Origin of the sequence: Nocardia yamanashiensis NBRC 100130 (assembly GCF_001613325.1) — a bacterium.
In the GTDB taxonomy this organism is placed as follows: domain Bacteria; phylum Actinomycetota; class Actinomycetes; order Mycobacteriales; family Mycobacteriaceae; genus Nocardia; species Nocardia yamanashiensis.
The window spans coordinates 38,972-51,607 of sequence record NZ_BDCD01000005.1 but is presented as its reverse complement, the minus strand read 5'-3'; the positions used below and the strand labels follow the sequence as shown (position 1 = coordinate 51,607).

Genomic DNA, 12,636 nt, shown 5'->3' with positions numbered 1-12,636 from the left:
GAGAGGCGGGACAGTGGCGGTGGACGAACCCGGCGGCGTGCTGCGCGACGAACTCGCCGCCGACACCGACCTGTTCGGGCTGGCGCGGATCGTGGCCCAGCATGCGGGCGGCATGGTGTCCATCGAGGATCCGCGCTCGCATGTGCTGGCCTACTCGGCCTCGAACGAGGCCGCCGACCGGTTGCGCATCCAGTCCATCCTCGGGCGCGAGGGGCCGCGCGAATACCTGCGGGTGCTGCGGCAATGGGGCGTTTTCGACCGGCTGCGGCAGACCGACGAGGTCATCGACCTGCCGCCGCAGGCCGATATCAAGCATCGCCTGGTGGTCAGCATTCGCCAGGCCGCCGGCGGAACAGCTTCCGCGCCAATGGTTCTCGGGTCCATCTGGCTCCAGGAAGGCGAACGCCCCTTCAAACCGGGCGCGGCGGAAGTGCTGCGCGGAGCCTCCGCGATCGCGGCCCGCATCATCTCCCGCAGCCTCGCCGCACCGTCCGCCGAAGCACTGCTCGTCCAGCGCTTGTTCGGCGCGGGTCGCGGCGAGCTCGATATCCCCGCGGTCGCCGACACCTTGCGCATCCCCGTCACCGGCCCCGCCGCCGTCATCGGTTTCGCGCGCCTGGACACCACCACCGCCCGCGACCATTCCGCCCTCGGCAGCACCATGCGCTTGCACGCCAGCGCTTTCCGTCGCGACGCACAAGCCACCGTCATCGGCGATCGCGCCTACATGCTGCTCCCGGCCTATCAATCCGCGACCGCCGTCACCGCCTGGGCGCGCCAGCTTGTCGAACAGCTGGAAGTGTTGCGCGCCTTGCCATTACGCGCGGCGATCGCCCTCCCCGTCGCGGACCTCGGCGCGGTGGCGAGCGCCCGCCACGAGGTGGACCGCGTGCTGGATTCCGGCACCGCCGCCCGCGTCACTACCCTCGCCGATTCCCGCACCGCCGTCCTGCTCGGCGAAATCCTCGACCTGGTCGCGGCCCGCCCCGACCTGCACGACCCCCGCCTGACCGTGCTGTTCGACTACGACCGCGAGCACGCCGCCAACCTGCGCGAAAGCGTCGAGGCCTACCTGCGCGAACACGGCGACGTCCGCAGCGCCGCCACGTCCCTGCGCATCCACCCGAACACGCTGCGCTACCGCCTGCGCCGCGCCGCCGACCTCACCGGCATCGATCTCGACGATCCCGCCGACCGCCTGCTGCTGGAAATCCAGCTCGCCCGCCACCGCCGCACCGGCTGACTTCAACCCGCACCCGCTACGCCACCCCGACGTGCTCCAGCCGGGATCCGCATCTCGCTCCGGGGTGTGCGGATTCCGGCTGAAAGCATGCAGAAATGACGAGGGTGGTCGCTGATTGGGCGGCGGCGCACCGGGTATTGCGGTCGGGGCGACGAGCGAAAGGCGGTGCGGGGTGCGAACCATTTCCACCGATATTCCGGCTCGGCTCGACCGGTTACCCTGGTCGCGCTGGCATTGGATGGTCGTGATCGGGCTCGGATCGGTGTGGATGCTCGACGGGCTCGAAGTCACCGTGGTGGGCAGTGTGGCTAGCCGGCTGTCGGAACCGGGGAGCGGGCTGAACATCAGCGCCGCACAGGTTTCCGGGCTGGCGGCGGCCATGTACGTGGCGGGTGCGGGCACGGGAGCCCTGTTCTTCGGCTGGCTGACCGACCGCTTCGGCCGCAAGAAACTGTTCCTGATCACGCTGGCGCTGTATCTGACCGCGACCGCGCTGACCGCCCTGTCGTTCTCGGTGTGGTGGTTCGTGCTGTTCCGCTTCCTGACCGGATTCGGTATCGGCGGCGAATACGCGGCCATCAATTCCGCCATCGACGAACTCATTCCGCGCCGCCTGCGCGGGCGCATCGACATCGTCATCAACGGCACCTTCTGGCTGGGCGCGCTGGGCGGTTCACTCTTGTCGATCGTCGCCTTGAACACCGATCTGTTTCCCCCGAATGTGGGCTGGCGCTTGACCTTCGGGCTCGGCGCGATCTTCGGCCTGATCATTCTGGTGGTGCGCCGGCACGTGCCGGAAAGCCCGCGCTGGGCGTTCATTCACGGCCGCGACGAACAAGCCGAAGCCACGGTGGCCGATATCGAGGACCAGGTGCGCGCGCAAACCGGCGCCACCCTCGAGGACGTCTCGGACCAGCGTATCGAGATCGAGCAACGCCGCCGGACCGGATTCGGGGAAATCGCCCGGGTGGTGTTCCGCGACTATCCCACTCGCGCGGTGCTCGGGTTCTCGCTCTTCATCGGGCAGGCGTTCCTGTACAACGCGATCACCTTCAATTACGCGCTCATCCTGTCGAAATCGTTCGATATTCCGGACGACCATGTCGGCTACTATTTCGCGCTGCTGTGCCTGGGCAATTTCTTCGGTCCGCTACTGCTGGGCCGATTGTTCGACACGGTCGGCCGGGTGCCGATGATCGCGGGCACCTACATCGGCTCGGCACTGCTGTTGCTGGGCACCGCCTGGCTTTTCCGCGGCGGCCACCTGTCGGCGCTCACGCTGACCGCCTGCTGGTGCGCGGTGCTGTTCGTCGCCTCCTGCGGCGCGAGCGCGGCCTATCTGACGGTGAGCGAGATCTTCCCGATGGAGATCCGCGCCATGGCCATCGCCTTCTTCTACGCCCTCGGCACCATCGCGGGCGGAGTGACCGGTCCCCTGGTTTTCGCCAAGCTGTGCGCCGACGGCGACCCCGGCCGCATCGCGCTGGCCTTCGCCATCGGGGCACTCGCCATGCTGCTGGCCGGGCTGGTCGAACTGATCTTCGGCGTTCGCGCGGAAGGACATTCGCTCGAGGACCTGGCGCGACCTTTGAGTGCGAGAACCGGCACGGCCCGCGCGGAGGAGAACTAACCGCCAGGACCGGCCGGTCGGCGTGCCGCTTTCGCCCCGTCGTCTCGTAACGTGAACCGCATGAGCGAACGCGTGGTGGTGATCGGCGGGGATGCGACCGGAATGTCGGCGGCATCGCAGGCGCGCAGGCTGAAGAACGCGGGTGAGCTCGAGATCGTGGTCTTCGAGCGCGGGCACTACACCTCGTATTCGGCCTGCGGGATTCCGTATTGGGTGGGCGGCGAGGTCGGCGAGCGCGACGATCTCATCGCTCGCACGCCCGCCGAGCACCGGGCCCGCGATATCGACCTGCGACTGCGCACCGAGGTCCTCGAACTCGACGTGCCCGGACAGCGGGTGCGCTGGCGCGACCTGGAATCCGGCGCCGAATCCTGGCTGTCCTACGACAAACTGGTGCTCGCCACCGGCGCGACCCCCATCCGCCCGCCGCTGCCCGGTATCGGCGCCCCGGGCGTGCACGGCGTGCAGACCCTCGACGACGGCCAGGCCCTCATCGACACCCTGGAATCGAATCCGGGCCAGCGTGCGGTCGTGGTCGGCGCGGGTTATATCGGCGTGGAGATGGCCGAGGCGCTCATCCATCGCGGCTACGAGGTCACCATGGTCAACCGCGGCCCCGAACCCATGTCCACCCTCGACCCCGATATGGGCGTGGTGGTGCGAAAAGCCATGGAGGGCATGGGAATCAAGGTCATCGGCGATGCCGAGGTGACCGGCATCCGCACCGCCGCCGACGGCCGCGTCGAAGCGGTCACCACCACCGACGCCGAATACCCCGCCGACGTGGTGGTGCTCGGGCTGGGGGTGCGCCCCAACACCGAGCTGGCCCGCGCCGCCGAACTGCCCCTGGGCCCGGCGGGCGGCCTGGTCACCGACCTGGCCATGCGGGTGCGCGGCCACGAGAACATCTGGGCCGGCGGCGATTGCGTCGAGGTCCTGGACCTGGTGTCCGGCACCCTGCGCCATATCCCGCTGGGCACCCATGCCAACAAGCACGGCCAGATCATCGGTTCCGGCGTCGGTGGCGACTACGCCACCTTCCCGGGCGTGGTCGGCACCGCCGTCAGCAAGGTCTGCGATCTCGAGGTGGCGCGAACCGGGCTGCGCGAGAAGGACGCTCGCGCTGTCGGCCTGCAATACGTCACGGTGATGATCGAATCCACCAGCCGGTCCGGCTACTACCCCGGCACCGCGCCGATGACCGTCAAACTGCTCGCCGAACGCCGCACCGGTCGCCTGCTCGGCGTCCAGATCGCGGGCCGTGAAGGCGCCGGTAAACGCATCGACATCGCCGCCGTCGCCCTGACCGCGCGCATGACCGTGGAACAGATGGTCGCCCTCGACCTCGGCTACGCCCCGCCGTTCTCACCGGTCTGGGACCCGGTGCTGGTGGCCGCCCGCAAAGCGGTCTCGGCGGTGCGCCGCGACAGCCGCGCCTAGGCGCGCGCGGGCCCGCGAACCGGCGGTTCCGGGCACGGCGCCGCGCGCCTCAGCTCCGATAGCCGGACAGGATCGCCCGGATCGACGGCGTCACCGGCAGTTCGCCGTCGAGCGGAACCCATCGGTAGCTGAAGTAATTCGACAGCCGGATCGGCCCGGTCGCTGCCACCCCGACCGCGAAATGCTCGCGTCGCACCGGTTTACCGGCATTGTCGAGGTAGTCGAAGCTGCCCAGATGCCGCTGGATATCGACCACGGTCAGGGCGGTCTCCTCGTACAGCGCTCGGGCGACGGCGGTGGAGAGCCGCTCGCCCGGGCGCACGATGGTTCCCGGCAGATTCAACGGGCTGCGCGTGGACGGGTACTCGTCCCGCTGTAGTAGCAGGATCGCCCCGTTCTGCTCCAGTACCAGCCCCACCCGCAAGGCCACCCCGTCCGTGACGGCCCGCGCCTGCAACTCGGTCAAGACCGACTCGCCGATCGACAATTCCGATGACACCTCGAAATCCCACACTGCGCACCACATCCCGTATGGCTGGACATCCTCGACCAGCACCCAGTCAACGCTACCGGTCGAGATGCACTCCGCGGCAGAGGAACTCACCAGTATCGGTGCTTCTCCGTCCAACGATTCGGCAACCCGGAAACTTTCTCAATTCGGGCGAGCCGTACCGATTCCGTACATCCCGGCGGTAGCGATCAGAAATAGACTCCGGGCTCACAGTAGCCGGTGACCATTTGCCGGTCGCCGTAGCGGACCGACCCCGGATCCCATTGCGCGCCCAGTCCTTCGACGAACCCGCGCACCGTGTCGAGATCGCCGCGGTCGGCGACCAGGATCAGGGCGCCGTCCTCGGTGACCGAACCGCCGCCTAGTCGATCCCGCGCGGCCGGATCGGCCAGGAGCGCGTCGTGCAGGCGGGTCTTGTCGACGCCGGGCACCCGCACCAGGAATCCGTCGGCGCGTTCGTTGTCGGCGGTCAGGAATTCGATGCCCAGCACGGCTTCCTGGTTGTAGCGCACCCGCAGGTCGTCGGCGATCCAGCACAGGTTGTCGCGCCCGGTGCAGGCCAGCTCGAAGCGGCGCGCGGGCTCGTAGGTGATCTGCTGTGAGTCCTGTGACCAGTACACGCCGTCGATGGCCTCGGAGTGCACCGTGAGCCCCAGCTCCATGGCCGCGGTCAGGTTCACCTCCAGCTCGAACTGGGTGAGCGGGTCGTTGAGCCGGGCGTCGGCGGGATCGGTGATGGTGGCGGTGTTCCAGGTGCCGAAGAGTTCGGCGGTGGGCTGCATCCAATTGTCCGCCGCGCACGACCACGGCCCGTAGGCTTCGGCGGCGCCCGAGCCCGCGACGAGCCCGGCCGCGGCGGCGATGACGGCGGCGGCACTAACGGCGGCGATTCTGGCGGTGATCATTCGACCGGCACCCCTCTCGAGAGGGTCGAAATACGACGACTGCACAAACGCGATGAAAGACAATCGCATTGTATTGCGCCGACTTGCCCGGCATTACGGTTTACGGCCGACCCCGCAATAGCAATTGATCTTCGCGTCGAAGGACGCCGGAATCTCCTCGGCCTGTTCGACCCGCCACCGGTGCGGCGGCACCACCCCCGGTTCCACCAGTTCGAGCCCCTCGAACCAGCTGAGCACCTCGTCGCGCTTTCGGATCTGCGCGGGCATGCGGCGCACCCGGTAGACGTCCTGCGCGGCGGCTAGCTGCTCGGGCGCGAAATCGCCGGTGATGATGCAGATCACGAGATACGAGCCGGGCGCGAGGGCGTCGAGGAAAGTCGAAATGATCTTGTTTACGTCGGCTTCGACGAAATGCAGCAGCGCGATCATGCTCAAGCCGACCGGTTGGTTCAGGTCCAGTACCTGGCCCAGCTCCGGCGCCCGCAGAATCGAATTCGGATCGGTGACATCGCCCTGGATATAGGTCATCGTCTCCGGCGCGCTGGCCGCCATGAGCGCACGCGCATGCGCCAGCACCAGCGGATCGTTGTCCACGTAGACCACCCGGGCGTCCGGCGCGGTCTGCTGCGCGATCTGGTGCAGGTTCGGCTCGGTCGGAATCCCGGTCCCGATATCGAGGAACTGCCGGACGCCGGCCTCGGCCAGGAACCGGGTGCTGCGATGCATGAACTGGCGATTCACCCGCGCGGCCACCCGAATATCCGGCCACGCCTTCAGGATCTCTTCCGCAGCAACTCGATCGACCTCGTAGTTGTCCTTGCCGCCGAGGAAGTAGTCGTAGATCCGGGACGTATGTGGTTGATCCAGTGGGACATCTCCGTCCATCCAATCACCGCTTCGAGCCCTTGACCGATAACAGCTTGTCCGCAACAGACTAGTTCCTAGCCCGGGCGCGGCAGGGCAAAAGCGCGGAGCCCTCCCCGGGTTCGGGAAGGGCGGTTTCACGCAGTCGTGGATCCTACTGTCCCGCTACGGGAGTCCACTGGTCCGCTGGCGACCGACCAGGTATCGGTTTGCCGATGAGCGCGACCGGCACGAAGAAGTTCACCTGGCCGATGGCCAGCGCCAGGGTCGCCAGGGCCTTGTCGTCGTAGTGCGCGCTCGCCCGCGCGTACAGCTCGTCGGAGACCCGTTCGCCGGCCGCCGGCGGTTGCAGCACGGCCTCGGTGAGGGCCAGCGCGGCACGTTCGGCCTCGGTGAAGAACGGCGCGTCCTGCCAGGTCGCGACCGCAGCGATGCGCTGCTCGGATTCCCCGGCGTTACGCAGGTTGCCGGCGTGCAGCAGCACCAGATAGGTACTGCCGACGAGCTGCCCAGCCCGCAATTGCAGCAGGGCGATGGTGGCGCGCGGGACCGAACCATTGCCCGTGGCCTTGAACAGCGCCGCGCCGACCTCGCCCATTTCCGGGACGAGCTGGCCGGGATTGGGCAGGCGCGAGCCGGTCGGTTCCTGCGTGGTGATCGACATGATCGTCCTTCTCTCTTTTGATATCGGTGTGGTGGATCAGGCGAGGGCGGCGCGGACCGCGAAGGTGGAGGCGGCGAAAACCAGTGGGCCGCCCCATTTGTCCGGTCCATCGCCGACGGCGATATGCGAGGCCGCCGCGCCGCCGTAGACGAAAACCAATCCGGCGTAGGCCCACTCCTTGGTGCGGGGATGGCCGGGGGTGAGGATGGCGGCCAGTGCCGCGACTTTGGCCGCGCCGAGAATGGTCGCGAAATACATGGGGTAGCCGAGTTTGTCGAAGACATCGCGGACATAAGTGATGCGGGCCAGGTCCCAATAGGAACCGACGGCGGTCTCGGCCAATACCGCGGTCGCGGGCACCCAGCGCGCCAAGCGCATGCCGCGGGAACTGAGAATCGAATTCTGGGTCATCAGCGATTGCTCCTGTGTAGAACGGATGCCAGCCGGGCGTTTTCGGGGGCGGTGAAGGCGAAGGCGGCGCGGCGGCGGGTGTAGCCGTAGGTGAGGCCGGTATGCGGGTCGGCGAAGCCGTCGGATCCCGCGGAGCCGGTGTGGCCGAAGGCGTGTGCGCCGAGGAATCGGTGGATGAGGGTCTTGGCTTCGAAGCCCAGGGCGTAGGGGGCGTTGTCGCCGCGTACGAGATCAGTTCCGGTGGAATGGATCTCGGTGATGCGGGCGATGGTGTCCGGGGACAGCAGGGGTGGGAGGTCGCCGAGGCCGGAGATCGCGGCGGCGTACATGGCGGCCAGGCCGCGGGCACTGCCGACCCCGCCCGCCGACGCCTGGCCGAGCCGGCGGAAGCGGGTGTCGTTGGGCAGGGTCATGACATCGGCGGGCGTGAATCCGCGGGCGTTGAGGTTGTAGGCGATACCTGGAATGCCGTACGGGTTGGGCGAATTCGCCTCGAACGCCGATTCCATTTCCGGGGTGGCGCGCCAGGGCAGAATCGGCAGGTAGCGGTCGTCCAGTTCCACCAGCAGCCCCAGATACACGTCCAAGTCGTAGGGTGCACGAATCCGCTGCTCGAACAGCTCCTGAATACTGCTGCCCGTGACGGCTCGCACCACCTCGCCCACGATCGCGTAGGTCACGAACCCGCCGTAACCCTGTGACGTACCCGGCGCGAAGAACGGCCGCTGATCCGCCAGCCGCTCGGCGATGACGCGATCGGAAGCCAGCTCGGCCACCGTGAACCCGCCGTCGGCATTGATGACACCGCAGCGATGGGTCAGCACCTCGCGGACGGTGATGCGCCCCTTGCCCGCCGCACCGAACCGCGGCCAGTACTCCGCCACCGGGCGATCGACCTCGAGCACGCCGTCCTGGATCAGCAACGCCACCACCAGTCCCGCCGCACCCTTGGTCGAGGAATGCAATCCGGTCAGCGTCGTCCCGGTGACCTGCGCACCCGCCCACAGGTCCACCACCGGCCGCCCACGCACATACGCCGCCAGCTGCGCCCCCGATTCCCCGTCCTCCGTGGCCACCACGGCGGCGAATTCGGTTCGCACATCCTCGAATCCGTCGGCCACGGTGCCATGTATCTCGATCGCGTTCACCGTCTTTTCTCCTTTCGCTCGATCCGTCTGCCGCACTGACGGGCGGCGGCGCGAAAAGGTGACCGATTGCCGGGAAACCCCAGGTAATGGCCGATATCCACCGGCCGTTGTCACATTCCCCCGGCGCGCTCCGTCATCGATACGGACATATCTCTCGAGGAGGAACCGTGCCCGACGCCCTGGCCGACAGTTTCGAACAGCACCGCCCGCACCTGCGCGCGGTCGCCCACCGCATGCTCGGCTCGCTCCCCGACGCCGAGGATGCCGTCCAGGAAGCCTGGCTCCGGCTGGCCCGCACCGGTTCCGCCGAGATCGACAATCTGGGCGGCTGGCTCACCACCGTCGTCGGCCGCGTCTGCCTGGACATGCTGCGCTCACGCAAGACCCGTCACGAGGAACCCCTGGAAGCCGCCCACCTGCCCGACCCGATCATCACCAGCGACTGCACCCCCGACCCCGAACACGAAGCGCTGCTGGCCGATTCGATGGGCCTGGGCCTGCTGATCGTCCTGGAATCGCTGTCCCCCGCCGAACGCCTGGCCTTCGTCCTGCACGACATGTTCGCCATGCCCTACGACCAGATCGCCCCCGTCATGGATCGCACTCCCCAAACCGCGAAGAAGCTCGCCAGCCGAGCCCGCCGCCGCATCCGCGGCGACCTCCCCACCCCCACCCCCGACCGCCACGCCCAGCGCCGCATCGTCGACGCCTTCCTGGCCGCCGCCCGCGAAGGCGACTTCGAAGCCCTCCTCACCCTCCTCGACCCCGATGTGGTCCTGCGCGCCGACTCCGGCACCCTTCGATTGGTCCACGGCGCCTTCGCCGTCGCGAACCTCGCGGAAACCTTCCAGCGCATGGCCACCCGCGCCCACCCCCACCCCGCCCTGGTCAACGGCACCGCAGGCCTGGTCAACACCCTCGACGGCCACCTCTTCTCGATCATGAGCTTCGCCGTCGCCGCCGACCGCATCACCGCCATCGACATCTTCTCCGACCGGTCCCGCCTCCCCCACCTGGACCTCACCGCAGTCCTCGGCTGACGAATAACACAACCCGATTCGACCTGGTTAGTATCGCTAACTGTGTGTTTGATCGACCTGGTTCGAATTTCCGGCGGTACCGCGTGACGAGTTCCGATGAGGCTGTTGCCGATCCGAGCGCGGCGGCCGAAGTGAAAATCAAGACCCGCGGGGGCAGGTTCGAGTTCTTGGACGCGTTGCGTGGTCTGGCCGCCTTGGCGGTCGTGATCCAGCATTGCTCCGAGCTGGCATGGCCCGCCTACGAACGATTCTCGGCGAACTACTTCGGCGCCGGCGTCTTCGGCGTCTTCGTATTCTTCATCGTCAGCGGGTTCATCATCCCCGCATCGTTGGAACGCGGCCGTTCGCTCGGCGGATTCTGGGTGGGCCGATTCTTCCGGCTCTACCCCCTGTATTGGGGTTGCCTGATTGCCGCGCTGGTGCTGCATTTACTCGGCATGTACGGCGGCCCGCCAGGCTGGATGGCCAACCCGGCCTGGAACCTGGTCACCAATTTCTCCATGGCGCACTTCTTCATCACCGGCCACGACTCGGAAATGCTCGTGGTCGCCTGGACGCTCTCCTACGAACTGGCCTTCTACCTGTTCGTCTCACTGCTCTTCATCGGCAATCTCAATCGCCGCTCGGTGCCGTCGGCGCTCATCGCCCTGGCCGCGATCCTTCCGGCCGGTGTGTTCCTTCCCGCCGCTCTCCTCAGCGGCCCCGAGGCGACTCTCGCCACCCGCGTGGCGGTGCTCATCACCACGGTGGTCGTCGCGGTCATCTTCGCCGCTCGCGCCGCAACTCGGCGCGCGGCGCTCACCGCAGTCGTGCTGTCCGCCATCGCAATTCCCTTGGCGCTCAACCAACCCGGCCCGTCCTGGTACTCGGTCGCCATCTTCGCCACCATGTTCACCGGCACGGTCGTCTACCGGATGACCTCCGGCGAGATCAGCCCGCGCGCCGGCTGGTCGGTCTTCGGCCTGGCCATCGCGCTCATCCCCATCCTCAAGATCATCCAGCTGAACCTGCTGCACCAGGCCGTGTTCGAGGTGAGCGGCGGCGCCTGGAAGGACGTCATCACCATCGGCGCGGCCTATCTCTTCTTCGGCGCCTTTCTGCTCCTGCGCGGCCGTTCGTTCCCGGCTCCGTTGCTGTTCCTCGGCCGGATCAGCTACTCGCTCTACCTGGTTCACGCCCTGGTGATGAACTTCGTCCCGCGCTGGCCGGATTTCGGCCCGGTCACCCCTTGGCTCACCTGGGCGACGTGGATCGCCGTCTCGATCGGCCTGTCCGCCCTGACCTACCACAAGGTCGAGAAACCCCTGCACGAACTCGGTCATCGGGTGATCGCCAAGATGGAGGCCCGGCGACAACCAGCGGCTGTTCGGGCCTGATCCGGCCGGAGCTGGAATCGGCTGTCGCACTGGGTGTTTCCGGTGTTAACGGCGGGAGTGCCCCCAAAAGCTGGGGTGCTTGCGTCTGCTAATGACTGCGGGGGTGGGGCCGACAGATCGGGCATGAGTGCAACGCAGAGTCACGTCCGCAAGTCGATGCTCGTTCGCGCCGGCGTGGTTGCCACCTCGGCCGCGGCGATCCTGACCGGTTTCGCTGGTCCCGCCACCGCGGTGCCGAGTGATCAGGCCACCATCTTCTCCACCACCGTCACCCGTATCCCGGGCCCCAGCTGCGCCGCGATCATAAACGCCACGGTGGTGCCGCAGCAGCAGTCCGGGGTGTTCGGGGTCAAGGTGCGGATCGTGCAGGACGGGGAGTTCTGCAGTACGTACCGGATCGCGGTGCGCTGGAAGAACCTCGATTCCGGGCTCGCGAGCGGGCAGTCGAATCAGGTGAACGAGCGCGGGGTGGTGCAGCAGGCGCCCGATGGGGTGATCACCGGGTTCGGTATGGGGCCCGGGGCCGGGCGGGTGGAGGCGAAGATCGTCACGCTGTACGACGACGGGTCCCAGCGTGAGCTGGAACAGGTCAGCGGCGCGGCGACGTTCACGCTGGGCTGATCAGTCGGGCTGGGCGCGCCGGCGCGCGGCGGTTTCGAGGTAGGCGCCGAGTTCGGCTTCCAGGACCCGGTCCAGGGCCTGGTCGAGACCGTCGCGGACGGCACGGGTGCCCAGATCGCGGAACTGGTTGAGCATCTTGGTGGTTTCGGCGATCTCGGTATCGGTTTCCGGGAGCCAGCCGGGGCCGTGCTCGGCGACGATGTGGTCCTTGGCAGCGGTCACCATCAGGCGCGCGATGTCCTCGAGTCGTCCGGCGACCGACTCGTACAGGTCGATCAGGCCGGGCAGGGTGATGCCGTAGGCGCTGAGCGCGGCGAACGTCTCCACCAGATCGGGCCGGGTCAGTTCGGCGGTCTCGGCGTCCAGGCGGATCAACCCGAGTTTTTCCAGCCGGTTCAGCTGATCGGCCTCGACCTGATGCTCGTCGGTATCGCCGAAGAAGGTGTTCACCAGCTCCCGCGGAATCGCCATGGGCGCATCGGGTTTGCCCCAGGTGGTGGTGACCGCCTGCTGCAGCCCCAGCACCTCCGACAGATCCTTGCCGGTCTCCCAGCTGGTGATGAAATCACCGATATGCGCGATGGTGAACCCGCGCTGCAACAACGCGTCGATGATGCGCAGCCGCGCCAGATGCGTGTCGTCGTAGATCAGGGCGCGGCCGCTGCGCCGCTCGGGCGTAGGCAGCAGGCCGCGTTCCTGATAGGCCCGCACATTGCGGGCGGTGGTGCCGGCGGCACGGGCGAGATCGTCGATGCGGTAGTCCGCCACCTGTGTCGCACCCGC

Annotated in this window: 13 protein-coding genes; 6 read left to right on the top strand and 7 right to left on the bottom strand. The window is 67.7% G+C overall.

The window, feature by feature from the left end; all coding sequences use genetic code 11:
- The first annotated feature begins 13 nt into the window (after nucleotides 1-13).
- From NY1_RS05225 to NY1_RS05215, 3 genes are all read left to right on the top strand, one after another.
- The gene (locus tag NY1_RS05225; protein ID WP_067708999.1) at nucleotides 14-1,243 is read left to right on the top strand and encodes a PucR family transcriptional regulator; all 1,230 of its coding nucleotides are present in this window, start codon (nucleotides 14-16) and stop codon (nucleotides 1,241-1,243) included.
- A 172-nt stretch (nucleotides 1,244-1,415) separates the two neighbouring features.
- Nucleotides 1,416-2,873 (top strand): MFS transporter, encoded by a 1,458-nt coding sequence (locus tag NY1_RS05220; protein WP_157762046.1) that lies wholly within the window; start codon nucleotides 1,416-1,418, stop codon nucleotides 2,871-2,873.
- Nucleotides 2,874-2,933: 60 nt separating this feature from the next.
- Nucleotides 2,934-4,313 (top strand): FAD-dependent oxidoreductase, encoded by a 1,380-nt coding sequence (locus NY1_RS05215; protein ID WP_067708997.1) that lies wholly within the window; start codon nucleotides 2,934-2,936, stop codon nucleotides 4,311-4,313.
- 49 nt (nucleotides 4,314-4,362) lie between these two features.
- On the opposite strand, the gene NY1_RS05210 is transcribed toward NY1_RS05215, so the two are convergent.
- The 6 genes from NY1_RS05210 to NY1_RS05185 all read right to left on the bottom strand — a co-directional run bounded on the left by NY1_RS05210 (nucleotide 4,363) and on the right by NY1_RS05185 (nucleotide 8,816).
- Entirely contained in the window at nucleotides 4,363-4,869 is a 507-nt protein-coding gene (locus NY1_RS05210; RefSeq protein ID WP_157762045.1) for an NUDIX hydrolase, read from the bottom strand.
- A 143-nt stretch (nucleotides 4,870-5,012) separates the two neighbouring features.
- On the bottom strand, nucleotides 5,013-5,729 hold the full coding sequence (locus tag NY1_RS05205) for a hypothetical protein (protein ID WP_174567158.1): 717 nt from the start codon (nucleotides 5,727-5,729) through the stop codon (nucleotides 5,013-5,015).
- A 93-nt stretch (nucleotides 5,730-5,822) separates the two neighbouring features.
- Nucleotides 5,823-6,614, bottom strand: coding sequence for an SAM-dependent methyltransferase (locus NY1_RS05200; RefSeq protein WP_084534669.1), 792 nt, complete (start codon nucleotides 6,612-6,614; stop codon nucleotides 5,823-5,825).
- Between the two features lie 133 nt (nucleotides 6,615-6,747).
- Nucleotides 6,748-7,257, bottom strand: coding sequence for a carboxymuconolactone decarboxylase family protein (locus NY1_RS05195; RefSeq protein ID WP_067708995.1), 510 nt, complete (start codon nucleotides 7,255-7,257; stop codon nucleotides 6,748-6,750).
- Between the two features lie 36 nt (nucleotides 7,258-7,293).
- Complete coding sequence (locus tag NY1_RS05190) at nucleotides 7,294-7,668, bottom strand: DoxX family protein (RefSeq protein ID WP_084534668.1); 375 nt, start codon at nucleotides 7,666-7,668, stop codon at nucleotides 7,294-7,296.
- Complete coding sequence (locus tag NY1_RS05185) at nucleotides 7,668-8,816, bottom strand: serine hydrolase domain-containing protein (RefSeq protein WP_067708994.1); 1,149 nt, start codon at nucleotides 8,814-8,816, stop codon at nucleotides 7,668-7,670. The genes NY1_RS05190 and NY1_RS05185 overlap by 1 nt, the downstream gene beginning before the upstream one ends.
- Nucleotides 8,817-8,983: 167 nt before the next feature.
- Here NY1_RS05185 and NY1_RS05180 point away from each other — a divergent pair, with 167 nt between their 5' ends.
- From NY1_RS05180 to NY1_RS05170, 3 genes are all read left to right on the top strand, one after another.
- Nucleotides 8,984-9,856 carry a sigma-70 family RNA polymerase sigma factor gene (locus tag NY1_RS05180; RefSeq protein WP_067708993.1) on the top strand — a complete coding sequence of 291 codons (873 nt, stop codon included), beginning with the start codon at nucleotides 8,984-8,986 and terminating at the stop codon, nucleotides 9,854-9,856.
- An 83-nt stretch (nucleotides 9,857-9,939) separates the two neighbouring features.
- The gene (locus NY1_RS05175) at nucleotides 9,940-11,232 is read left to right on the top strand and encodes an acyltransferase family protein (RefSeq protein WP_067708992.1); all 1,293 of its coding nucleotides are present in this window, start codon (nucleotides 9,940-9,942) and stop codon (nucleotides 11,230-11,232) included.
- Between the two features lie 123 nt (nucleotides 11,233-11,355).
- The gene (locus tag NY1_RS05170) at nucleotides 11,356-11,853 is read left to right on the top strand and encodes a hypothetical protein (RefSeq protein ID WP_233039889.1); all 498 of its coding nucleotides are present in this window, start codon (nucleotides 11,356-11,358) and stop codon (nucleotides 11,851-11,853) included.
- Here the strand turns inward: NY1_RS05170 and NY1_RS05165 are convergent, their stop codons facing one another.
- The gene (locus NY1_RS05165; protein WP_067708990.1) at nucleotides 11,854-12,621 is read right to left on the bottom strand and encodes a MerR family transcriptional regulator; all 768 of its coding nucleotides are present in this window, start codon (nucleotides 12,619-12,621) and stop codon (nucleotides 11,854-11,856) included.
- Between the last annotated feature and the right edge of the window lie 15 nt (nucleotides 12,622-12,636).

Bases quoted from the DNA above. Each gene is read 5' to 3' on its own strand.
- NY1_RS05215 (WP_067708997.1), top strand. From the start codon at position 2,934: ATGAGCGAACGCGTGGTGGTGATCGGCGGGGATGCGACCGGAATGTCG.
- NY1_RS05205 (WP_174567158.1), bottom strand. From the start codon at position 5,729: ATGATCACCGCCAGAATCGCCGCCGTTAGTGCCGCCGCCGTCATCGCC.
- NY1_RS05200 (WP_084534669.1), bottom strand. From the start codon at position 6,614: ATGGACGGAGATGTCCCACTGGATCAACCACATACGTCCCGGATCTAC.
- NY1_RS05195 (WP_067708995.1), bottom strand. From the start codon at position 7,257: ATGTCGATCACCACGCAGGAACCGACCGGCTCGCGCCTGCCCAATCCC.
- NY1_RS05190 (WP_084534668.1), bottom strand. From the start codon at position 7,668: ATGACCCAGAATTCGATTCTCAGTTCCCGCGGCATGCGCTTGGCGCGC.
- NY1_RS05170 (WP_233039889.1), top strand. From the start codon at position 11,356: ATGAGTGCAACGCAGAGTCACGTCCGCAAGTCGATGCTCGTTCGCGCC.